At 40.7% G+C, this 23,770-nt stretch carries 16 protein-coding genes; 10 read left to right on the forward strand and 6 right to left on the reverse strand.

Features of this window, described 5'->3' with window-relative positions:
- Positions 1-36: 36 nt before the first annotated feature.
- Entirely contained in the window at positions 37-2,484 is a 2,448-nt protein-coding gene (locus CC97_RS16045; protein ID WP_242848185.1) for a glycoside hydrolase family 9 protein, read from the reverse strand.
- A gap of 300 nt (positions 2,485-2,784) precedes the next feature.
- On the opposite strand from CC97_RS16045, the gene CC97_RS16050 reads away from it, so the two are divergent.
- On the forward strand, positions 2,785-3,156 hold the full coding sequence (locus CC97_RS16050; RefSeq protein ID WP_044976200.1) for an AbrB family transcriptional regulator: 372 nt from the start codon (positions 2,785-2,787) through the stop codon (positions 3,154-3,156).
- Entirely contained in the window at positions 3,153-3,461 is a 309-nt protein-coding gene (locus CC97_RS16055; protein WP_044976202.1) for a type II toxin-antitoxin system RelE/ParE family toxin, read from the forward strand. Before CC97_RS16050 ends, CC97_RS16055 begins: the two co-directional genes overlap by 4 nt.
- Before the next feature lie 63 nt (positions 3,462-3,524).
- Here the strand turns inward: CC97_RS16055 and CC97_RS16060 are convergent, their stop codons facing one another.
- The 3 genes from CC97_RS16060 to CC97_RS16070 all read right to left on the reverse strand — a co-directional run bounded on the left by CC97_RS16060 (position 3,525) and on the right by CC97_RS16070 (position 8,239).
- On the reverse strand, positions 3,525-6,254 hold the full coding sequence (locus CC97_RS16060; RefSeq protein WP_044976204.1) for an ABC transporter permease: 2,730 nt from the start codon (positions 6,252-6,254) through the stop codon (positions 3,525-3,527).
- A 4-nt stretch (positions 6,255-6,258) separates the two neighbouring features.
- The gene (locus CC97_RS16065; protein WP_044976206.1) at positions 6,259-6,963 is read right to left on the reverse strand and encodes an ABC transporter ATP-binding protein; all 705 of its coding nucleotides are present in this window, start codon (positions 6,961-6,963) and stop codon (positions 6,259-6,261) included.
- Between the two features lie 199 nt (positions 6,964-7,162).
- A complete protein-coding gene (locus tag CC97_RS16070) occupies positions 7,163-8,239 on the reverse strand; it encodes a type IV pilus twitching motility protein PilT (protein WP_044976208.1) in 1,077 nt (358 codons plus the stop codon).
- Positions 8,240-8,518: 279 nt separating this feature from the next.
- Here CC97_RS16070 and CC97_RS16075 point away from each other — a divergent pair, with 279 nt between their 5' ends.
- From CC97_RS16075 to CC97_RS16090, 4 genes are all read left to right on the forward strand, one after another.
- Positions 8,519-9,946 carry a sensor domain-containing diguanylate cyclase gene (locus tag CC97_RS16075; RefSeq protein ID WP_044976211.1) on the forward strand — a complete coding sequence of 476 codons (1,428 nt, stop codon included), beginning with the start codon at positions 8,519-8,521 and terminating at the stop codon, positions 9,944-9,946.
- 261 nt (positions 9,947-10,207) lie between these two features.
- Positions 10,208-11,917: an AAA family ATPase gene (locus tag CC97_RS16080; RefSeq protein ID WP_044976213.1), complete on the forward strand. Its 1,710-nt coding sequence runs from the start codon at positions 10,208-10,210 to the stop codon at positions 11,915-11,917.
- Between the two features lie 269 nt (positions 11,918-12,186).
- Positions 12,187-13,905: an AAA family ATPase gene (locus CC97_RS16085; RefSeq protein ID WP_044976215.1), complete on the forward strand. Its 1,719-nt coding sequence runs from the start codon at positions 12,187-12,189 to the stop codon at positions 13,903-13,905.
- Between the two features lie 267 nt (positions 13,906-14,172).
- Complete coding sequence (locus tag CC97_RS16090) at positions 14,173-15,870, forward strand: AAA family ATPase (RefSeq protein WP_044976217.1); 1,698 nt, start codon at positions 14,173-14,175, stop codon at positions 15,868-15,870.
- A 138-nt stretch (positions 15,871-16,008) separates the two neighbouring features.
- Here the strand turns inward: CC97_RS16090 and CC97_RS16095 are convergent, their stop codons facing one another.
- Positions 16,009-16,425, reverse strand: a complete 417-nt coding sequence (locus CC97_RS16095; RefSeq protein WP_044976219.1) for a PIN domain-containing protein — start codon at positions 16,423-16,425, stop codon at positions 16,009-16,011.
- Entirely contained in the window at positions 16,425-16,694 is a 270-nt protein-coding gene (locus CC97_RS16100; protein ID WP_044976221.1) for a hypothetical protein, read from the reverse strand. Before CC97_RS16100 ends, CC97_RS16095 begins: the two co-directional genes overlap by 1 nt.
- A gap of 379 nt (positions 16,695-17,073) precedes the next feature.
- Between CC97_RS16100 and CC97_RS16105 the strand changes: the two genes are divergently transcribed.
- The 4 genes from CC97_RS16105 (at position 17,074) to CC97_RS16120 (ending at position 23,202) form a co-directional block, all read left to right on the forward strand.
- The gene (locus tag CC97_RS16105) at positions 17,074-18,804 is read left to right on the forward strand and encodes an IS1634 family transposase (RefSeq protein ID WP_044976223.1); all 1,731 of its coding nucleotides are present in this window, start codon (positions 17,074-17,076) and stop codon (positions 18,802-18,804) included.
- Positions 18,805-19,146: 342 nt separating this feature from the next.
- Positions 19,147-20,142, forward strand: a complete 996-nt coding sequence (locus CC97_RS16110; RefSeq protein ID WP_044973980.1) for an IS5 family transposase — start codon at positions 19,147-19,149, stop codon at positions 20,140-20,142.
- A 232-nt stretch (positions 20,143-20,374) separates the two neighbouring features.
- Positions 20,375-21,370, forward strand: coding sequence for an IS5 family transposase (locus tag CC97_RS16115; protein ID WP_044973980.1), 996 nt, complete (start codon positions 20,375-20,377; stop codon positions 21,368-21,370).
- Between the two features lie 836 nt (positions 21,371-22,206).
- The gene (locus CC97_RS16120) at positions 22,207-23,202 is read left to right on the forward strand and encodes an IS5 family transposase (protein WP_044973980.1); all 996 of its coding nucleotides are present in this window, start codon (positions 22,207-22,209) and stop codon (positions 23,200-23,202) included.
- Positions 23,203-23,770: the final 568 nt, after the last annotated feature.

Raw genomic sequence — 23,770 nt, forward strand, 5'->3', positions numbered from 1 at the left:
CTGTTTATATGTAAGGATTTCAGCGCGTTAAGAATATCAGAACTTAGTGATCTTCTTTGAAATGTACTGTCTGATAGTTGCAAGGTCAGTAAGTGCAACCTTTCCGTCTTTGTCAACGTCTGCATTCTTTTTAGCATTGCCTGTAAGTTCCTTTTTGTCAACGAGACTGAGTGAAAGAACTGAAAGGTCTGTTACGTCGATCTTGCCGTCGCAGTTTACGTCACCTAAAATTGTTGAATCGTTTGTGGCTGTAGGTTCTGTCTCCGGTTCATCCTTGCCGCCCGGATTTGTTTCTGTTTTTGTAGTAGTAACAGGTGCCGGAGAAGCTTTCTCAGGTTCTGTTGTAACAGGCTTAGGTGATTCTGTCGGCTTCGGTTCAGTTACCTTAGGCTCGGTTACCTTAGGTTCAGTAGCCTTCGGCTCTGTAACTGCTGGCTTCGCTGTTGTAACAACAGGATCCTTTGAAGGAGCAGTTGTCGGTGCCGGCTTCTTTGTAGGCTGTGCTGTCGGAGCAGATGTTCCGTCTGGTTCTGTACCGTAAACGAGTTCGCCGTTGTAGTAAACAGGAATGTATTCTGCTACAGCACCATTCTTTTCGTCTGTGTCCATAATTCCCTTGTTTGAAGGGTCGTTTGAAGCATCCCAGCCGCTGCCGTAGTTAGGGAATACCATTGCGATAAGGAATTCACACTGATGTCTGCCTTCTGAGATAGGCATTGCTATCTTTCCGTCAGGCATTGTTACTTCGATGTAGTAGATGTTGCCCTTGTACTGTTTGAGTCCTGAGATCTCAGCGCCCTTGATGCCTTCACCGGCGTACATAGCACTCTGGTCACGGTCGCATCTTACAGCAACGTCTTCAGGATTGAGACCTTTTTCGATAACTTCTGAAAGATCAACGTAGTAACGGAATGACATGTTGTCCTGAACTCTTGCAGGCCATGCTGTGTGGTTTGTGAACTTAAGGCTTATAGTCGTGCCTGTGTCATCAAGAGTCTTCATGTTTGCTACAACGTAGTATTCAGGAGTTCTTTCTTCCGGTTCAGGGAAGTTAGGATCTGTCTTGCCGCCGTATTCTGATACCATCTTGCAGAGAAGAGCAGTGAAACCAGCGTTATAGTCTGTAGCAACTTCGTTGTTGATGTAGTTTTTGCGGTCATCTACGAATGAGCCGTCCTGATTCGGACCACCTACAAGTGCTCCGTAAAGGATGTGACGTGATTCTTCAGGAGTATCCATGGCGTTTTTCCATGAACCGTGTGCAGTTCTGTGGTGCGGGTTCTTTGGTGAGGTTTCGTCAAGACCAACAACGTAGCACATGCTGTTCGGATTGTCACCGAGAATGTAGTTGATCTGAGTTTCATAGAATTTCTTGTACTTATCCTTGTTTGGTGAATCCTTAAGGATGGTGTCAGAAGCAACAGCAGCAATGAAACCGCCTGTTGCTGCATATCTGAGACAGCCCCATGTATCGATATATACGAGACCGCCATCGAGCTTCTTTGCGTCGTTTGCCAGATAATCAACGTGCTTCTGAACATGATTTATATATTCTTCATTACCGGTGTTGATAGCGTAGAGGAGCATACCGCCCTGCATAACGTCGTCCCAGCAGTGGCACCAGGTATACTTGAGTACGCTCTGACCGAGTTCTTTATCAAGATTCTTAATATATGACGTAGCCTTGTCGAGGTAATCCTTGTTGCCTGTTGCAATGTAGAGCCAGTTTGCAGCGTAGAAGAGTTCATCGTAGAAGTGGCTTGAACGGTAGAATCCTGATGCGTCACTGTCGTTGTAGTCAGCATCGCTCTTTGCAGTGTCAGCTATCTTGAAGAGGCTTTCAGCGTGCTTGATGTAGCCGTCAGTCTTGGAAGTCTTGCCCTTGAGTGCAGCAGCACCGGCAGCAAGAGCGGCAGCCATTTCACCGCATACAGCTGAGCCTGTACCTGTGTAGTAAGGTCTCTTGTAGTATGAACCTTCCTTAAGTGCGTATTCGTAAAGTTCAACAGGTCCCCACCATGTGTGGTCCTCAGTACCGTTACCTACCTGGAATACAGCTTCATCACCGAGATCACAGTCAGCGAGATAGTCGAGAACATATTCGAGGTTGTTCTGATAGATCTCGTACTGACCTATTTTTTCAACACCGTCGCCGTACTGGTAAAGGCCCCAAGCGAGCATTGAAGCTGAGTAAGCCATAGGAAGGTTGAATTTTACGTGGTCGCCGGCATCGTACCATCCGCCCTTGATCTCGTCGTCCATGGTACAGTTGCCTTTCCATTCAACTCTGTTCCATTCAGGAAGCTCATTGGCCTGCTGACATTCGTAGAAGTAGAGTGACTGCTGGAGCGCACCTGCATAGTTACCGACGCTTGAAGCAGCAGCGGCATCTGCAGTATTTACAGAAACCGGAGCAGCTGCTGAAGCTGCAGAAGCAACCATTGAAAATGCGAGTACTGAAGAAACGATTCTCTTCATCTTCATTTTTGATATCCTCCTTAAATTTTAAAACCATTAAATAATCACGAACGTGATCCAACTATTTAAATTATCGCATTTATCAATACCTTTGTCAAGGGGTTGAGGAGCGATAACAGCGAAAAAGCACGAGTTCCTGAAATGGTATCGACGCCTTTTGATAATAGAAAAGTCTGCTCAGCTTCGGGCAGATTTAGTCACGGAATATTTTGAATACCACTTGAATTTCTGATGAATTCTATGCTATAATTAAATAAGCAAGGAAACAAGGAAATCATTTTACAAAGAAACAAGGAGAGTGGTCATATGTCGTTAGCTTTAAATATAACACCAGAGCAGAAACGCGTAACTATTTCATCAAAGCGTCAGTTTACGATTCCGCAGAAATATTATTCAGAACTTGGCTTTGACAAAGAAGCAATTTGTATTAAGGGTGATGGTATGCTTATTATTCGCCCTGCATCATCGGAATCCGGAGGAGAGTTTGCTGAACAGATTCTTGCAGAACTTATTAAAGAAGGTTTTTCAGGTGAAGAACTCCTTAAAGAATTTAAAATCAGACAGGCTAAGGTACGTCCTGCTGTGGAGGCAATGCTTGAAGCTGCAAGGAAAGCTGCTGAAGGGAACGGAAAATACTCGACTGTTGAAGATGTTTTCGGAACGGAGGATCAGACGTGACGAATGTAAGAATCCTTCCGCCGGCAGCAAAGTATTTTAAGAAGCTGAAAGACAAGCAGCTTAAGAAATTATATCTTGATGCAATAAACGCTGTAACGCTTGATCCGACAATAGGAGAAGAAAAAACAGGTGATCTGAGTGGAGTAAGAGGTTATGATATATACTATAACCGAATCAATTATGAACTTGCATATACGGTGGAGTATGTTCAGAAAGAGGACAGTGATGAAGTTGAAGTGGTTATCATTATTATGGCAGGAACAAGAGAAAACTTTTATGATGAACTGAAAAGATACTGGAAATAAAAAGGTACCAATTATATAAAACAAAAGGCATCGTCCTCTGAAATGAGAACGATGCCTTAATTTTTATTCCACCGATTTAAGCGATTCTGCCATATTGATGCGTACAAGCTTTATTTCCATGAAAAGACTTACAATGAAGTTGAAGAGGAAGGTGAGGGTGATGCTGTACAGAAAACTTTCACGCAGTATTTTCGCACTGAAATCCACAAGATCGACTTTGATCTGTGCCATTACGAAGCGGTGCAGGAATATGCCGGCGACGGCGCCGACGGCGGTACCCATTGCGGTGAGTGCAAGGTTTTCGCGCATGACGTAGGATGATGTTTCGCGGTGGAAGAAACCGAGGACTTTTATGGTCGCTATCTCGCGGACACGTTCGGTAATGTTGATGTTCGTGAGATTGTAAAGAACGATGAAAGCAAGTCCGGCTGCGCAGACGATAACAACGAGTACGATGTAATCGAGACTTCCCATCATCTTTCCGAGACGTGTTTTAAGATTGTCGAAGACCATCATCTGCATTACGTGACTGTTTTTCGATACGGCTGCGGAAGCTTCGTTTATATCCATGTCTTTTCTGAAATTTAAGAATGCACAGTTGAGTTCCGTTTCCGTGTCCAGCTGCTCGTTCATGGTTCCGATTCCGAGAAAGACAACGTTATATACATGGTTTTCAAATATGCCGGTGACTTTAACATTCAGCTCACGCATATCCTCATCACGAAGCTTCATCATGCTTCCGGTCTGTATGCCGTAGCGGTCGGCAATGCTGTGACTGATAACCGCTTCACCTTCTGACGGTGCTTTGAGTTTTTTTCCTTTCATATCGCGGAGCACGAAGTAATTATCCATGTTCTCAAAACTTTCTGCGGCATAAATGGTAACACTCTTGACTTTTTTTCCGTACAGAAGATCCCATGATCCGGTGTAGAGCAGAGTGTGGTCAGTCGTGTTTTCCGCGAGGGTCGTTTCAAGATCTTCCGGCATTTCCGTGCCCGTGTTTCTCAGAACTGCAGATGCGTCTGCTACCTGTATCTCATCGTACTGGGTATCGGCAAATCCTGCGATGGAATCCTTTAATCCGAATCCGGTGATAAGCAGGGCAGTGCATCCGCCGATGCCGAGTATCATCATGAACAGCCTCTTTTTATAGCGGAAGATGTTTCTTATTGATACCTTGTGGAGAAAGCTGATATGGTTCCAGATAAAACCGATGTACTCAAGAAGAACTCTCTTTCCCGGTTTCGGAGCTTTCGGTCTCATCAGTTCCGCAGCTGTTTCCGAGAGTTCGGCACGGCAGCTTGACCATGTGACACCGACTGAGCACAGAAGTGATACGGTAAGTGCGATAACAGCAAGATCGCGGCTGAAAATGTAGCGTACAGGCAGAGGAAGATACATAAGCGTGTATGTCTTCCAGATGATTCTCGGGAACAGATAGCTTCCGGCTGCGTAGCCGCCCGCGCATCCGATCACAGCTGCAAGTCCGGAGTAGAACATGAATTTTCCCATGACCGTGCCTTCGGAATATCCGAGAGCTTTCAGTATTCCTATCTGCGTGCGCTGATCCTCGACCATACGGCTCATCGTTGTCATACAGACGAGAGCAGCTACCAGTATGAAGAATACAGGAAATACCTTTGCGACCTGCGCTACTATATCGGAGTCGCTTTCAAAGCAGGCGTATCCGATGTTTGTATTTCTGTCAAGCACGTATGTTTCAGCTTTCTGAAGCTTTGCAAGTTCCTTTTCGCCTTTTTCGATCTCGGCTTTACCGTCTTTTATCTGTTTTTCGTAATCAGCGAGCGAGGTCTCATATTCTTTAAGACCGTTTTCATATTCAGCATACGCGGAATCGTACTGTTCCTTTCCTGATGCATACTGTTCCGGCATGATATCCTTTATTTTTTCAAGTTCTTCAAGCTGTCTGTCAAGTTCAGCTTTTCCGTCATCAATTTTCTGCTTCGCCTCATCAAGCTGCTGTTTTCCTTCATTACGCTTATCCTCAAATTCGGCTTTGCCGTCGTTTAGTTTTTGTTCAGCTTCCTTGTAGATCTTGTCAGACTGCAGTTTAGCGCGGGAATCGGTCAGGCTTTCCCACTGCTTTTCTCTGCCGTCCATATATTCTTCATATTCATCGGAATATATGGTATGATCCTGATCAAAACGTATGTAGGCTTCAGTGTAAACTTCTATATTGAAGGCTTCCTTCGGCAGATAGACAAAAGTCTTTATCTCACCGTTGCCGAGAGATGTGTTTCCGCGTTCAAAGTTGATGTAAAGAGGGGAGTCAGCAAGTCCGACTACGGTAAATGCGTTTGTTTTAAGTCTGTTTTTTACCGAATCAGGATTGCTGTCCGCAAGAGTGATCTGACTTCCGACCGTGGCTTTTCCGGTTTCGGCGATGCACTCATTTTCGTTCTCAGGCATTCTGCCTTCCGTGAGTTTTATACTGTTCACACCTTCCGTCAGGGAATGTGCCTTCACTACATGTTCGTTAAGTCCGGCTCTGATAAAATCAAGGCTGTACGCACCTTCAGCGAACCTGACGTCTTTCTGCTTACGGAAGAAATCAATATCTTCTTCCTGCCATCCGACTGCGGAAAGCAGTCTGTAATCGTAGAACTGCTGCTCTTCAAGAAAGCGGTTTATCGTATCGATCATTGCAGGAGTAGTTATTCTTACTCCCGTGAAAAATCCGACTCCGAGAGCAATTATAGCCATTATGGCGAAAAATCTTCCGAAGGTACTGCGTATTTCGCGCAGCGTGTTTTTTACTATGGCACTTCTCATGACATCACCATTCTATAGCATCGATATCTGCCGGTTCGTCGTTTATGCGGATGTCTGAAACCGTGCCGCTTTTTACAGTGATCACGCGGTCGGCCACAGGTGTTATAGCCTGATTGTGAGTTATTACTATCACCGTCATTCCTGTTTTGCGGCAGGTATCATGAAGAAGTTTCAGCACGGATTTTCCGGTTGCGTAATCAAGCGCTCCGGTCGGCTCGTCGCAGAGCAGAAGCTTCGGATTTTTTGCAAGTGCTCTCGCGATAGCAACACGCTGCTGTTCGCCGCCGGAAAGCTGGGAAGGGAAGTTCTTCATACGTTCAGCAAGACCAACCTGTCCGAGTACAGCCTTTGCGTCAAGCGGTTCCCGGCATATCTGTGCGGCAAGCTCTACGTTTTCAAGTGCGGTCAGATTCGGTACAAGGTTATAGAACTGAAATACAAAACCTACATCGTATCTTCTGTATGCCGTAAGTTTTCTTCTTTTCAGTGCAGATATCTCGTTTCCGTCAAGAAAAACGCTGCCTTCCGTGAGAGTCTCCATGCCGCCGAGTATATTTAGTATAGTTGTTTTTCCGGCGCCGGATGCTCCGACTATAACACAGAATTCACCTTTGTTAATTTCAAAATTGACGTCCTTCAGGGCATGTATCTCTACTTCGCCCGACTTATACGTCTTTTTTACATTTTTAAATTCTACGTATGCGCTCATGTTATTCCTTTCTCTTTTAAAAGTATATACATATTACAGTATATATGATTTTAAACGATAATTCAATTGAATAATTTAGCTAAAGTTGTTTTTCGTCTGTACATATTCCGCGGCATAATAGACAAAGCTGAAACGGCTGAACATTAAAAGGCCCCTGATATAATAATACCAGAGGCCTGAAATTTTATTGTCTGTTATATCAGAACATCATCGACGGATCACCGAGTGTCTGTGAAAGTTCACCCTTGTTTGTACTGTGGTTGAGAGCCATTTCCTTTGTGATGAGTCCTTCACGTACAAGACGTGCAAGGTCGGAATTGAGTGTGTGCATTCCCTGCGCCTTGCCCATCTGCATGGTGGAAACGAGCTGATGGCACTTTTCAGTTCTTACAAGGTTCATGGCAGCGTCTGTACCGATGAGTACTTCAGTTGCTGCAACTCGTCCGTTTCCTGCTGCAAGCGGAACGAGACACTGTGAAATAACGCCGCGGAGAGTTGTCGAAAGCATAGTTCTTACCTGAGCCTGTGCGTGAGGAGGGCAGGCGTCAATGATACGGTCGATAGTCTGCGGAGCACTTGTTGTATGAAGTGTACCCATTACGAGATGACCTGTTTCAGCAGCTGTCAGTGCAAGTGAAATAGTTTCGTAGTCACGCATTTCGCCGACGAGGATGATATCCGGGTCTTCACGGAGTGCTGAACGGAGAGCGGCATTGAAGTCCTTTACATCTGATCCGACTTCACGCTGTCTGATGGTTGCCATATTCTGAACGTATACATATTCTATAGGGTCTTCAATTGTAAGAATGTGAACCGGCTTTGTGTTGTTGATCTCGTTGATCATAGCAGCAAGTGTTGTTGACTTACCGCTGCCTGTAGGACCTGTAACAAGGATAAGTCCTCTTGGTTCGTTACAGAGTGTCTTGAGAACTGCCGGAAGTCCCATTGTTTCAAGTGAAGGAGCTGTTGTGTTCAGAAGTCGGAGAACAGCACCTATCTGTCCCTTTGCCCTGAACACATTGACTCTGCATCGTGATCCGTCCGGGCTCTGGAGAGCAAAGTCGAGGTCGAAACCGTCATCAAGCTGGCTTCTCTGTTCCTGATTGAGCATTGAAAGAATGAGGTCTGAAACGTCGTTGTCGGTAAGTTCGATACCGCACGGTTCAAGACTTCCGTGAATTCTGAAAACAGTAGGCAGACCTACTGTAAAATGTATATCCGAAGTTTTTCTGCTTCTTGCGATCTGAATGATCTCATAAAGATTGTTGATGTTCATCGAGTAATCCTCCCTAATCATAAAAATGTATAGAAATAAATTTGCTATTCTGATCTTTATTTGTCTGATCAATAAATTGAATAATAATAATTGTAGCACATTTTTGTGAAAATTTCAAGACTTTAAAGCAAATATGAATACTGCAGTTTCGGTGCATTTTTCGCATACATCTGATATGTCGATGTTGACTAAACTACGCTTTTGTACTATAATAAACATATATATAAAACAGGGATTAAAGCCGGTATACACGGCAATATATTTACAGGGGGTTAAAATATGGATCTACAGGCACTTGTTGATAAGTTCAAGGTAATCGCAGGGGTCTATGCGTTCGATATACTGCCGGACGGCAGCTACAGTGAGATACGCATTATGGCAATCAATTCTCTTAACAATATGATGTTCAAGGTCAATCCGGGAGCACCGGACTTTTATCCGGGAGTGCCGCTGCGCAGTTATTTTACCGAGATAAATCTTGAAAATTTCATGTACAGATGTGCTTCGGGAAATGAACCTTTGTATTCCTATGTAAATGCGTTCGGAATGTGGATCAAGGGATTCTATCTGCCGCTTGACGAGGACGGAAACATCATAAATGAAAAAGGCGAGCCGAATACTTCGCCGCGAACAGCATACTGCCTGTACATAACAACACGTTCTGCGGAAGCAGATACGGATTATATGACTCAGCACTCCGAAGGAGTTTCATCTGCCGTAATGAATATAAGCCTTAAGCTTCATGAAACGCCTAATTATCATCAGGCTATGGCGGCAGCTGTAAATGAGATCAAAAAAGTGTGCGGTTCTGAACGCTGCGCTTTATATACTGTCGATATCAGCAACCAGCACTGTAATTTCATAAATTCTGACGGCGCTAACCGCGATTTCCTTGAAAACTTTGCTGCGGAAATGGGACGTTCACCGTTCGAAGTAGCGATGTCGTGGAACAATATTCTTGAGGAAAGCGACTGTCTGCTGCTTGAGGATCTTGAATATGTAAAAGAACGCGATCTGGTATGGTATGATTCGCTGTGCAGATACGATGTAAATAATCTTATATTGTATTCAATTCGCAACAATAACATTCTGGTCGGATTTATCTGGGCTGCCAATTTCGACGTTTCAAAACTGATGCGTATCAAGGAAACTCTTGAACTGACAGCGTTCCTTATTTCATCGGTCATAGCCAATCATCAGATGGTTTCCAGACTTGAAGTTCAGAGTAAAACAGATGGTCTTACACAGGTAAATAACCGCAATGCCATGAACAATTATGTTGATGCGCTCGTTTCCGGTGAGGAAAAACGCCCTGAATCGATGGGCGTGGTTTTCGCCGACCTTAACGGCCTTAAGACAGTAAACGATGACTTCGGACATGATGCAGGCGACAAGCTCCTTGCAAGAGCAGGTTCTCTTCTGAAACTTGCTTTCGGAGATTACGATATCTATCGCGCCGGCGGTGATGAGTTCGTTGTCTTCTGCCCGGAAATAACAAATGAAAAGCTTGATCAGCATGTTGCTCAGCTCCGTTCTCTTGCCGACAGCACACCTGATGTAAGCTTTGCAGTTGGATCTGTTTATGTTACCGGAGAATATGACATCCGAACAGCGATGAATGCTGCGGATGAACTTATGTACAAGGATAAGCAGGAGTATTACCGGAACCATCCTGAAAAAGACAGACGAAAATGTAATAACGTTTAATAAATCGTAAAGCTCGGCCCAGGGCAGACGAAAGCCTACAGGATTCCCGACAGACTTGTAAAGCAGAATAAACTTGTTCAGATCAAAGCGGGCAGGAAAACGATATATCAGTTATTAGAATAAACTAATGAGCGGTGGCTCATTTACGATCAAAACGGCACTTTCAGCCTTAGCTGAAGGTGCCGTTTTCTCTATTGCCAAAAAGCCATAAATACAGTATACTAATATATGAAAGAAAACAACGGGAAAGGAGCAGATAACATGCCACGAAAAATAGGAACAGGAGTGCAGAGTTTCAGCAAACTTAGAGAACGCGGTAGTTTTTTTGTAGATAAAACAGAGTTTATAAGCGACTGGTGGAATGCAGATGATGAAGTCACTCTCATCACTCGTCCGCGCCGTTTTGGCAAAACACTGAACATGAGTATGCTCGAATGTTTCTTCAGTCCGGAATATGCCGGAAGAGCTGATCTTTTTGAAGGACTGAATGTCTGGAATGATCCGGAAATGCGAGGATTACAGGGAAGTCAGCCGGTGATTTTTATCACTATGGCTAAAATAAAAGGAACTACCTATGAAGATTTTCTCAGGCAAATGAATACGACTATGATGTCAGTGTATTCGCGTTATGAGGATTTTGTAAGTAAAAGCGAAAAGATATCAGCCGATAAAAAAGAAATATTCCGTCTTATGTATATGGAAATGGTTGAGACAATGCTGAAAAAGTCTGAGAAAAAGGTAAATACTGATCTTCTGATACAGAGCATAGCGTTTCTTTCTGAGTTGTTGTCTATCCATTACGGAAAGAAAGTCATAATCCTTCTCGATGAATACGATACGCCGATGGTTGAATCCTATGTAAAAAAATACTGGGATGAAGTTGTATCTTTCATGCGTACATTTTTCAATACTACTTTCAAAAGTAATCCGTACATGTATCGCAGTGTGCTTACAGGAATAACAAGAGTAAGTAAGGAATCCCTGTTTTCAGATTTCAATAATATAGAGATATGTACACTTTCAGCAGTAAAATATCAGGAATACTTCGGATTTACTGAAGAAGAAGTATTTGCTGCGATGGACGAATATGGCCTTACCAATAAGGATGAAGTGAAATACTGGTACGACGGATTTACCATCGGTGATCTTAAGGACATTTATAATCCGTGGTCAGTGACTAATTTCCTTGGCAAGAAAATATTATCACCTTACTGGGCAAATACCAGTTCCAATAAACTTGTAAGTGACCTTCTGCGCGAAGGCGATGCGGAAATGAAAAGCGATTTTGAGCATCTTCTCTGCGGAGGAACAGTGACAAAGCAGATAAATGAAGAACTTGTATACAGCGATCTTAGCGCAGATGATAATTCTGCCTGGAGCCTGCTTACGATGAGCGGATACCTGAGAATTGAATCACGTGATGATGAGGAATATGAGCTGAAAATAGTAAATTATGAAACAGTGAAAATGTTTCGCGGTCTTATTTCAAAGTGGTTCAGGAAAGGGAACAGCTACAGTAATTTTATCAAGGCGCTTCTTCAGAATGACCTTGACTACATGAATAAATTCATGAACGACCTGACAGTATCGATGTTCAGCTCATTCGATACAGGAAAGAAGCCGTCAGAGGAGGCAGAACCGGAACGTTTCTATCACGGCTTTGTACTCGGACTTCTTGTAGACCTGCGTGACAGATATGCGGTAACATCCAACCGTGAAAGCGGATTCGGAAGATATGACGTACTGCTTGAACCGCTTGACAAGGAAAAAGATGATGCAATGATATTTGAATTCAAGGTGCTTAACAAAAGAAAAGGCGAAAATGATCTTGAAGATACCGTTGCAGCCGCACTGAAGCAGATAGAGGATAAGAAGTACGAGCAGATACTGCTCGATAAAGGCGTTAAGAAAGAGAAGATTCGCAAGTACGGCTTTGCATTCGAAGGAAGCCGTGTGCTTATAGGTGAATAAAAAAGGTTACGGCACGTCAATGACGTGCCGCAGCTATCTATAGTGCGCCTGCCGGCGCACGCTTCATATTTGCAAAAGCTAAACGGCACTCTGTATGGAATGCCGTTTTATTTAGTTAAAGCACAGACTTTTTTAATGAGCGGCAGCTCATTTACGATCAAAACGGCACTTTCAGCCTTAGCTGAAGGTGCCGTTTTCGCTATTGCCAAAAAGGCATAAATACAGTATACTAATATATGAAAGAAAACAACGGGAAAGGAGCAGATAATATGGCTCGTGAAATAGGAACAGGAGTGCAGAGCTTCAGCAAACTGATAGAGGAAAACTGTTTTTTTATAGACAAGACGAAGTTCATAAAGGACTGGTGGACAGCAAAGGATGAAGTTACCCTTATCACCCGACCACGCCGTTTCGGAAAAACACTTAACATGAGCATGCTCGAATGCTTCTTCAGTCCGGAATATGCAGGAAGAGCTGATCTTTTTGAAGGCCTTGAAGTCTGGAATGATGAGAAAATGAGAGAACTTCAGGGAAGCTGGCCGGTCATCTTTTTTACGATGGCAGCGATAAAAGGCGAAGATCATAATGATTTTCTTGAACAGATGAATGCTGAAATGCAGTCAGTTTATTCACGTTATGAAGTGTTTGTAAATAACAGCGATAAGATCTCGGAGGGCCAAAAAGAAAAATTTAATCTTTTTAACCGTACAATGCTGAAAACACTGGTCGCTGAAGAGGGTGATCCTGATAAAAAAGTCAATACAACTCTGCTTACAAAGAGCATAGCATATCTTTCAGAACTTCTTTCGATCCATTACGGAAAAAAAGTCATTATACTTCTTGATGAATATGATACACCGATGGTTGAATCATATGCGAATAAATACTGGGATGATGTTGTATCTTTCATGCGTACATTTTTCAATACAACATTCAAAAGCAATCCGTACATGTACCGCAGTGTGCTGACGGGAATAACAAGAGTCAGCAAAGAGTCTCTGTTTTCTGATTTCAATAATCTGAAAATTTGTTCTTTATCAAGTGAAAAATATGAAGAGCATTTTGGATTTACTGAAGAAGAAGTATTTGCAGCCCTTGATGAATATGGTTATACGGACAGGGAAAAGATAAAATACTGGTATGACGGGTTTACCATCGGAACACAGAAAGATATCTATAATCCGTGGTCGATAATTAATTTCCTTGATGAAGGGGTATATTCACCTTACTGGGCAAATACCAGTTCCAATAAACTTGTAAGTGACCTTCTGCGCGAAGGCGATGCGGAAATGAAAAGTGATTTTGAGCATCTTCTCTGCGGTGGAACAGTGATAAAGCAGATAAATGAAGAGCTTGTGTACAGCGATCTTGATGAAGATGAGAACGCTGTATGGAGCCTGCTTGCGATGAGCGGATATCTGAAAATTGAAACTCGTGATGATGATGAATATGAGCTGAAAATAGTAAATTTCGAAACGGTAAAAATGTTCCGAAACCTTATTTCAAAGTGGTTTAAGAAAGGAAACAGCTACAGTAATTTTCTCAAAGCACTGCTTCAGAATGACCTTGATTACATGAATAAATTCATGAACGACCTGACAGTATCGATGTTCAGCTCATTCGATACAGGAAAGAAGCCGTCAGAAGAGGCAGAACCGGAACGTTTCTATCACGGCTTTGTACTCGGACTGCTTGTAGATCTTCGTGAGAGATATGTGGTAACATCCAACCGTGAAAGCGGATTCGGAAGATATGACGTACTGCTTGAACCGCTTGATAAGGAAAAAGATGATGCAATGATATTTGAATTCAAGGTACTTAACAAAAGAAAAGGCGAAAATGATCTTGAAGATACCGTCGCAGCTGCACTTAAGCAGATAGAGGAAAAGAAGTACGAGCAGATACTGCTTGATAAAGGAATAAAGAAAGAAAGAATTCGCAAGTACGGTTTTGCATTCGAAGGAAGCCTTGTGCTTATAGGTGAATAAAAAGGTTACGGCACGTCAATGACGTGCCGCAGCTATCTATAGTGCGCCAAAAGCGCACGCTTCATATTTGCAAAAGCTAAACGGTGCTCTGTATGGAATGCCGTTTTATTTAGTTAAAACGCAGACTTTCTTAATGAGCGGCAGCTCATTTACGATCAAAACGGCACTTTCAGCCTTAGCTGAAGGTGCCGTTTTCTCTATTGCCAAAAAGGCATAAATACAGTATACTAATATATGAAAGAAAACAACGGGAAAGGAGCAGATAATATGCCGCGTGTGATAGGGACAGGAGTACAGAGTTTCAGTAAAATGATAGAAGGAAACTGTTTTTTAGTAGATAAAACAAAGTTTATAAAGGAATGGTGGACAGCAAAGGATGAAGTTACCCTTATCACCCGACCGCGCCGTTTCGGAAAAACACTGAACATGAGTATGCTCGAATGTTTCTTCAGTCCGGAATATGCGGGAAGAGCTGATCTTTTTGAAGGCCTTGAAGTCTGGAACGATGAGAAAATGAGAGAACTGCAGGGAAATCAGCCTGTGATTTTTCTGACTTTTGCAAAAATCAAAGGAATTACCTATGAAGATTTTCTGAATCAGATGAATTCAACAATCCTGTCAGTGTATTCACACTATGAAGAAATCGTAAATGACAGTGAAAAGATAACATCAAGAAAAAAAGACCGGTTCAATTATGATTATGATATTATGGTAAAAAAACCAGAAGGGAAAGTAGACATAAATGTTCTTGCACAGAGTATAGCATATCTTTCAGAACTTCTTTCGATCCATTACGGAAAGAAAGTCATAATCCTTCTCGACGAATATGATACACCAATGGTCGAATCATATGTAAAGAAATACTGGGATGAAGTTGTCGCTTTCATGCGAGGGTTCTTTAATACAACATTCAAAAGCAATCCGTACATGTACCGCAGTGTGCTTACAGGAATAACAAGAGTAAGTAAGGAATCCCTGTTTTCAGATTTCAATAATATAGAGATATGTACACTTTCAGCAGTAAAATATCAGGAATACTTCGGATTTACTGAAGAAGAAGTATTTGCTGCGATGGACGAATATGGCCTTACCAATAAGGATGAAGTGAAATACTGGTACGACGGATTTACCATCGGTGATCTTAAGGACATTTATAATCCGTGGTCAGTGACTAATTTCCTTGGCAAGAAAATATTATCACCTTACTGGGCAAATACCAGTTCCAATAAACTTGTAAGTGACCTTCTGCGCGAAGGCGATGCGGAAATGAAAAGCGATTTTGAGCATCTTCTCTGCGGAGGAACAGTGACAAAGCAGATAAATGAAGAGCTTGTGTACAGCGATCTTAGCGCAGATGATAATTCTGCCTGGAGCCTGCTTACGATGAGCGGATACCTGAGAATTGAATCACGTGATGATGAGGAATATGAGCTGAAAATAGTAAATTATGAAACAGTGAAAATGTTTCGCGGTCTTATTTCAAAGTGGTTCAGGAAAGGGAACAGCTACAGTAATTTTATCAAGGCGCTTCTTCAGAATGACCTTGACTACATGAATAAATTCATGAACGACCTGACAGTATCGATGTTCAGCTCATTCGATACAGGAAAGAAGCCGTCAGAAGAGGCAGAGCCGGAACGTTTCTATCACGGCTTTGTACTCGGACTTCTTGTAGATCTGCGTGACAGATATGCGGTAACATCCAACCGTGAAAGCGGATTCGGAAGATATGACGTACTGCTTGAACCGCTTGACAAGGAAAAAGATGATGCAATGATATTTGAATTCAAGGTGCTTAACAAAAGAAAAGGCGAAAATGATCTTGAAGATACCGTTGCAGCCGCACTGAAGCAGATAGAGGATAAGAAGTACGAGCAGATACTGCTCGATAAAGGCGTTAAGAAAGAGAAGATTCGCAAGTACGGCTTTGCATTCGAAGGAAGCCTTGTGCTTATAGGTGAATAAAAAGGTTACGGCACGTCAATGACGTGCCGCAGCTATCTATAGTGCGCCTGCCGGCGCACGCTTCATATTTGCCAAAGCTAAACGGTGTTCATGTAAAGAGTGCCGTTTCCGTCTGAAAACGGATGTATAAATACAAATTCATAATGAAATCAATTTTAAGAATTCATCTGGAAGTATGGCGGGAACTAAACTGTCAGTAAAATCTTTTATGTTACGTGTTACAATATAGTCGGAAGAAAAGGCTTTTGCACATTCGCTCTGTAAACAGTCTTCAAAATCAGAAAAATCATTATTGTTCAGCGAAGCAATAATTTTGTTTTTGTCAATACCAATAACTGTGAGAAAGCTGCATACGTTGATGAGATAGTTTCGTCTTTCGGAAACTGACATTTCTTTGCGCAGGATATAGAATGTATTCATAACTGAATGCGCCGCAATACAACCCTCTATTTTCTTTTCCATGCATAACATTAAAACAGCTTTTGCGTGTTCGGTATACGGTTCGCGCTTTGATATATAGTCTATGAGAATATTGGTGTCAAGCAATATCTTCATTATCCGTATTTCTCCTCTCTGTAGCTGGCCAGTTCAGATTTTTCATCAAGATCAGGCATAGGACGGCGTAATTGTTCTATTCTCTCAAAAGCGGCTCTGCGTTCAGTAATATCGTCAGTAGGTGCTTCAAATTCTGGAAAGTCACTGGTTTCTTTAATTTCATCTGTATCAGAAACAGGATAAATAATGCCGAAATACGCTATAAATCTGTTTAGTTCTTCTTCAGAAAAACGGTTAAGAATGCTGTGAGCTATTTCTATTGTACTCATAAAAATCACCCCTTGATCATAATTTGTAAATTACAGTATTATTAAAAGAAGATGTTCATTCTTGTTACTTCTATTATAACGTAAAGTGTATGATCAGTCAATTATAAAAATCCTGATTTCAAATTCCGACTGCAGTAATTGTTGAAATGCGCCAAAAGCGCACGCTTCATATGAAAAGCTAAACGGCACTCTGTATGGAATGCCGTTTTATTTAGGGAAACGCGGGCGTTTTACAGTCCAACAATAAAATATTCGTCATAAAGCCCATAAATAGGGCGATTTTTTTGTCAAGAAAAATATCTTAAATGGTAGCTATTTTCAAGTATTTATGGTATAATAGTAAGTAGTATCGTAAGACACATTAATGAGGGCGTTAAATATGAAGCTTACTATTTCAGGATCAAAAAATTCAGAATCATTATACATACAGAAATCATATAAAAATAATCAAGGAAAATCATCAACCAAAACTGTTCGTAAACTCGGTAAACTTGAAGATTTATGTCATACTCTCGGCACTGACAGAGATGGCGTTATCGCATGGGCTAAGGAGCAGGTTAGGATTGAAACCGAAAAGTATAAAGCTGAGCAGGAAGTTCAAAATGTTACTGTTTCCTTTAAAGCGAATGAACAGATACCCTACAATACTCAGAAGTTTTTCATTGGCGGATATCTGTTCCCTCAGTCGGTTTACTATGATCTGAAACTCGATTACATATGCAAAAGGATCAAATCCAAATATTCCTTTAAATACGATCTGAACGCAATTCTCTCAGACCTGATCTATACAAGAATACTCGAACCGGACAGCAAACGATCTTCATACAAAACTGCAAAGAAGTTTCTGGAACCGCCTTCGTACGAACTGCATGATGTTTACAGATCTCTCGCGGTTCTTGCAGATGAATGTGATTTTATTCAGTCAGAGGTGTACAAAAACAGTCACTTCGTTACTAAGAGAAGTGACAAGGTTCTCTATTATGACTGCACAAACTATTACTTTGAAATTGAACAGGAAGACGGAGATAAAAAATACGGCAAAGGTAAAGATCACAAGCCTAATCCTATCCTTCAGATGGGCATGTTTACTGACGGTGACGGAATTCCGCTGGCGTTTTCATTGTTTCCCGGAAATCAGAACGAACAAAAGTCCCTGAAACCTCTTGAGCAAAAGGTTATCAGAGACTTTGGATGTCATAAATTCATTTACTGCAGCGATGCCGGTCTTGGCTCAGAATCCATACGTGAATTTAATGATATCGGTAACCGTAAATTCATTGTAACCCAATCCATCAAAAAACTTCCTAAAGAAGAAAAAGAATGGGCTCTTGATGGTACCGGCTTCAGAAGATTATCTGACAACACACCTGTTGATGATATCAGAAATATTGATCCTGAAGACAATGATGTATACTACAAAGAAGATCCTTATACCCCTAAAAAGATACATCAGTCATTGATTGTTACATACTCTCCGAAATACGCTGCATATCAGAAAGAGATACGAAAGAAGCAGGTGGAACGAGCTAATCAGATGCTTGCAAACGGACAGCATAAAAGAACCAGAAAGAATCCGAATGATCCGGCACGCTTCATTAACCAGACTGCAGTAACAGGTGATGGTGAAGTAGCAAGTAAAAAGATATACTCGCTTGATGAAGAGAAAATTGCTGAAGAAGCAAAATATGATGGATTATATGCATTATGTACCGATCTTCTTGATGATGAACCGGCTGATATCATCCGTGTAAGCGAAGACCGCTGGCAGATTGAAGCCTGCTTCCGTAATTTAAAAACTGACTTTGAAGCCAGACCTGTTTATGTCAAAAAAGATCAAAGCATTAAAGCTCATTTCCTTACCTGTTTTCTCGCACTTATGATTTACAAACTTCTTGAAAAGAAAATGGATAAGCAATACACATGCGATGAAATACTCGATACGCTCAAATCAATGAACTTTGCAGATATCCAGGAACAAGGCTTTATGCCATTGTATGAACGAACTCTTATCACCGATAAGCTGCATGATGTCTGTGGTTTCAAAACAGATTTTACATTCATTACAAAACAGAAAATGAGAAACATCGAAAAAATCAGTAAAAGACATTAATTGCCAGAAAAAATTACTACCTTTCAAGAAAAATATCAACAGCCTCTAACAGACGTATTTACGTCGATTAGAGGCTGCTTTTGCTTTTGAAACTGTAAAACTCGGGATTATAACGTAAAGTGTATGATCAGTCAATTATAAAAATCCTGATTTCAAATTCCGACTGCAGTAATTGTTGAAATGCGCCAAAAGCGCACGCTTCATATGAAAAGCTAAACGGCACTCTGTATGGAATGCCGTTTTATTTAGGGAAACGCTGATTTAATCGACGTTAGTATTGACAAATTATCGTATATATGATATAATGTAGTTAATAAAATATATTATGCGAGGTATTTTGATATGAACGGACAGTTAAGTTTCAGCGATATGGAATATTCCCTTAGAAAGCGTCAGGGAAAAAAAGAAGCGTTTCTTAATAGAATGGAAGAGATAATTCCATGGGATTCATGGATTCAGATAATCGCTCCTTACTATCCGTCAGGTAATCATGGCAGACCTGTAAAAGGTATCGAGACCATGCTTAGAATGTATCTTCTTCAGGATTGGTTCAATCTATCAGATGAAGGTGTCGAAGATGCTATTTATGATAGCTATGCAATGAGAAAATTCATGAAAATAAATTTTATGCATGAACAAGTTCCGGATGCAACAACATTACTGAAGTTTCGACATCTTCTTGAAGAACATAATATCGGCGACGCTATTTTCAAGGACGTTAATGATCGACTTGAAAAGGCAGGACTTATCATGCATGGTGGTACAATTGTTGACGCAACAATAATTGCAGCACCAAGTTCAACAAAGAATGCCAAGGGAGAACGTGATCCTGAAATGCATCAGACTAAGAAAGGCAATCAGTGGTATCATGGAATGAAGGTACATGCTGGAGTAGATGCTGGAACAGGATATGTGCATACAATAACCGGAACAGCGGCAAATGTGCATGATTCCACTGAAGCATCTAAGCTTATTCGCAATGATGATGAAATAATGTACGGCGATTCTGGTTATCTTGGTGTTCCGGCACAGAATGCCATAAAACAGGATGAGCATCATAAAAACATGAAGTTTGAAATCAATAAAAGACCGTCAAGTTTAAAAACCTCAGATGACTATAACGGTATTAACTGGGATAAAAAGATGGAGCATGATAAGTCATCAGTAAGATGCAAAGTGGAACATGCTTTCCTCATTGTAAAGAATACATTTGGATACTCAAAAGTAGCATACAAAGGAATAAAAAAGAACATGAATAGATTCAATTTTCTATTCGCATCAGCAAATTTGCTGATGTGTTCTCGTGCAGGAAGAACTGCAGAATTTTGCAAGGGGTAAGTGTACCCTAATGCGGATTAATTCCGCAAAAAATAATAAAAAAATGAGGTAAATGCTCGAATAGCGATTCGCATTTCAATATTATTCCAATATTACAAGGATATTTTATTATATCACGACTTATTCAGCGTTTCCTTAGGGAAACGCTGATTTAATCGACGTTAGTATTGACAAATTATCGTATATATGATATAATGTAGTTAATAAAATATATTATGCGAGGTATTTTGATATGAACGGACAGTTAAGTTTCAGCGATATGGAATATTCCCTTAGAAAGCGTCAGGGAAAAAAAGAAGCGTTTCTTAATAGAATGGAAGAGATAATTCCATGGGATTCATGGATTCAGATAATCGCTCCTTACTATCCGTCAGGTAATCATGGCAGACCTGTAAAAGGTATCGAGACCATGCTTAGAATGTATCTTCTTCAGGATTGGTTCAATCTATCAGATGAAGGTGTCGAAGATGCTATTTATGATAGCTATGCAATGAGAAAATTCATGAAAATAAATTTTATGCATGAACAAGTTCCGGATGCAACAACATTACTGAAGTTTCGACATCTTCTTGAAGAACATAATATCGGCGACGCTATTTTCAAGGACGTTAATGATCGACTTGAAAAGGCAGGACTTATCATGCATGGTGGTACAATTGTTGACGCAACAATAATTGCAGCACCAAGTTCAACAAAGAATGCCAAGGGAGAACGTGATCCTGAAATGCATCAGACTAAGAAAGGCAATCAGTGGTATCATGGAATGAAGGTACATGCTGGAGTAGATGCTGGAACAGGATATGTGCATACAATAACCGGAACAGCGGCAAATGTGCATGATTCCACTGAAGCATCTAAGCTTATTCGCAATGATGATGAAATAATGTACGGCGATTCTGGTTATCTTGGTGTTCCGGCACAGAATGCCATAAAACAGGATGAGCATCATAAAAACATGAAGTTTGAAATCAATAAAAGACCGTCAAGTTTAAAAACCTCAGATGACTATAACGGTATTAACTGGGATAAAAAGATGGAGCATGATAAGTCATCAGTAAGATGCAAAGTGGAACATGCTTTCCTCATTGTAAAGAATACATTTGGATACTCAAAAGTAGCATACAAAGGAATAAAAAAGAACATGAATAGATTCAATTTTCTATTCGCATCAGCAAATTTGCTGATGTGTTCTCGTGCAGGAAGAACTGCAGAATTTTGCAAGGGGTAAGTGTACCCTAATGCGGATTAATTCCGCAAAAAATAATAAAAAAATGAGGTAAATGCTCGAATAGCGATTCGCATTTCAATATTATTCCAATATTACAAGGATATTTTATTATATCACGACTTATTCAGCGTTTCCTTAGTTAAAGTGCAGACTTTTTTTCGTTAAATTAAACAAAACACAACCTTGTTGCATTGAACAAATACACGAAATATTGAGAAATGGTTGACTTTTTAATAGTCTGGGACTATAATTGAAAGTATATTATACGACTAATGGGAAAGAAAAAAGTCGTCTGATACTTATTTAAAGTATGCGGAAGTGTACTTTGAGGTTCAAGGGAATATGGGATGTCAACGTACTGCTAGGTAAGGGGTTACAGTAAAAGCATAACGGATGATACCCATGAAAATTATGAAAAGGGATTTCGCAGATTTTAATTCATTATCTGCATAAAAGGGGTTGATATAGTTATGTTCAAGATGTATAATGCGTTAACGGCACAGCTAAGGGCTGACTGTGTCAATTTAACAACTGAATATAAAAACATACAAGCGTATTCTGCAGGATGATTCTGTCCTGCGGGGTACGCTTTTCTGCGTTTATGGTAATATGCAGCCTTGAACGGCTGCTTTTATAAAAGGAAAAATGATTTATTGGATTATTAAGGAGGAAAATATTATGGACAGAAAGAGAAGTTTAAAAAGGATACTTGCCGGGGTTATGGCATTGTCAATGGTTTCTAGGGAAACGCTGATTTAATCGACGTTAGTATTGACAAATTGTCGTATATATGATATAATGTAGTTAATAAAATATATTATGCGAGGTATTTTGATATGAACGGACAGTTAAGTTTCAGCGATATGGAATATTCCCTTAGAAAGCGTCAGGGAAAAAAAGAAGCGTTTCTTAATAGAATGGAAGAGATAATTCCATGGGATTCATGGATTCAGATAATCGCTCCTTACTATCCGTCAGGTAATCATGGCAGACCTGTAAAAGGTATCGAGACCATGCTTAGAATGTATCTTCTTCAGGATTGGTTCAATCTATCAGATGAAGGTGTCGAAGATGCTATTTATGATAGCTATGCAATGAGAAAATTCATGAAAATAAATTTTATGCATGAACAAGTTCCGGATGCAACAACATTACTGAAGTTTCGACATCTTCTTGAAGAACATAATATCGGCGACGCTATTTTCAAGGACGTTAATGATCGACTTGAAAAGGCAGGACTTATCATGCATGGTGGTACAATTGTTGACGCAACAATAATTGCAGCACCAAGTTCAACAAAGAATGCCAAGGGAGAACGTGATCCTGAAATGCATCAGACTAAGAAAGGCAATCAGTGGTATCATGGAATGAAGGTACATGCTGGAGTAGATGCTGGAACAGGATATGTGCATACAATAACCGGAACAGCGGCAAATGTGCATGATTCCACTGAAGCATCTAAGCTTATTCGCAATGATGATGAAATAATGTACGGCGATTCTGGTTATCTTGGTGTTCCGGCACAGAATGCCATAAAACAGGATGAGCATCATAAAAACATGAAGTTTGAAATCAATAAAAGACCGTCAAGTTTAAAAACCTCAGATGACTATAACGGTATTAACTGGGATAAAAAGATGGAGCATGATAAGTCATCAGTAAGATGCAAAGTGGAACATGCTTTCCTCATTGTAAAGAATACATTTGGATACTCAAAAGTAGCATACAAAGGAATAAAAAAGAACATGAATAGATTCAATTTTCTATTCGCATCAGCAAATTTGCTGATGTGTTCTCGTGCAGGAAGAACTGCAGAATTTTGCAAGGGGTAAGTGTACCCTAATGCGGATTAATTCCGCAAAAAATAATAAAAAAATGAGGTAAATGCTCGAATAGCGATTCGCATTTCAATATTATTCCAATATTACAAGGATATTTTATTATATCACGACTTATTCAGCGTTTCCCTAGTTTGATGCCAGAAAACTTTAATTTTGTCTTTAAGAATGAAAATAATATCTATGTTAAAGCAATAGAGAGTATGGTCGGGCAGTATGTTAGAACTCCTGAAAGAGGTGGTTCTGCTACAATGACTTTTGAAGGTGCTTCTAGTACATCTCCGATTTATATTACGATTGCAGGGAAAAATATCACCATTACAAGTGAGAATGTTGAATATAAACATACAGCTGAGGGTTCGTATGATTGTCTTTACTTTAATGGAACTCAGATTTACAGAGGCAATTGGAATGTAGGTTCGGGTTACTATGTTGATAGAGGAAACGGAACAGAAAGTGATCGATATATATTAGAACGTATAAAAGGTGAACCTACGATTAATCAAGCGCCAACAGTAATTGAAAATTTAACAGTTAATGGATCTGTACAAACACTACTTGA

The sequence above is a fragment of the Ruminococcus sp. HUN007 genome, assembly GCF_000712055.1.
GTDB lineage: Bacteria > Bacillota > Clostridia > Oscillospirales > Ruminococcaceae > HUN007.

What these genes read in the sequence shown, in the direction of transcription:
- CC97_RS16045 (WP_242848185.1), bottom strand. Translation starts at nt 2,484, where the DNA reads ATGAAGATGAAGAGAATCGTTTCTTCAGTACTCGCATTTTCAATGGTT.
- CC97_RS16050 (WP_044976200.1), top strand. Translation starts at nt 2,785, where the DNA reads ATGTCGTTAGCTTTAAATATAACACCAGAGCAGAAACGCGTAACTATT.
- CC97_RS16060 (WP_044976204.1), bottom strand. Translation starts at nt 6,254, where the DNA reads ATGAGAAGTGCCATAGTAAAAAACACGCTGCGCGAAATACGCAGTACC.
- CC97_RS16065 (WP_044976206.1), bottom strand. Translation starts at nt 6,963, where the DNA reads ATGAGCGCATACGTAGAATTTAAAAATGTAAAAAAGACGTATAAGTCG.
- CC97_RS16070 (WP_044976208.1), bottom strand. Translation starts at nt 8,239, where the DNA reads ATGAACATCAACAATCTTTATGAGATCATTCAGATCGCAAGAAGCAGA.
- CC97_RS16075 (WP_044976211.1), top strand. Translation starts at nt 8,519, where the DNA reads ATGGATCTACAGGCACTTGTTGATAAGTTCAAGGTAATCGCAGGGGTC.
- CC97_RS16080 (WP_044976213.1), top strand. Translation starts at nt 10,208, where the DNA reads ATGCCACGAAAAATAGGAACAGGAGTGCAGAGTTTCAGCAAACTTAGA.
- CC97_RS16085 (WP_044976215.1), top strand. Translation starts at nt 12,187, where the DNA reads ATGGCTCGTGAAATAGGAACAGGAGTGCAGAGCTTCAGCAAACTGATA.
- CC97_RS16090 (WP_044976217.1), top strand. Translation starts at nt 14,173, where the DNA reads ATGCCGCGTGTGATAGGGACAGGAGTACAGAGTTTCAGTAAAATGATA.
- CC97_RS16095 (WP_044976219.1), bottom strand. Translation starts at nt 16,425, where the DNA reads ATGAAGATATTGCTTGACACCAATATTCTCATAGACTATATATCAAAG.
- CC97_RS16100 (WP_044976221.1), bottom strand. Translation starts at nt 16,694, where the DNA reads ATGAGTACAATAGAAATAGCTCACAGCATTCTTAACCGTTTTTCTGAA.
- CC97_RS16105 (WP_044976223.1), top strand. Translation starts at nt 17,074, where the DNA reads ATGAAGCTTACTATTTCAGGATCAAAAAATTCAGAATCATTATACATA.
- CC97_RS16110 (WP_044973980.1), top strand. Translation starts at nt 19,147, where the DNA reads ATGAACGGACAGTTAAGTTTCAGCGATATGGAATATTCCCTTAGAAAG.
- CC97_RS16115 (WP_044973980.1), top strand. Translation starts at nt 20,375, where the DNA reads ATGAACGGACAGTTAAGTTTCAGCGATATGGAATATTCCCTTAGAAAG.
- CC97_RS16120 (WP_044973980.1), top strand. Translation starts at nt 22,207, where the DNA reads ATGAACGGACAGTTAAGTTTCAGCGATATGGAATATTCCCTTAGAAAG.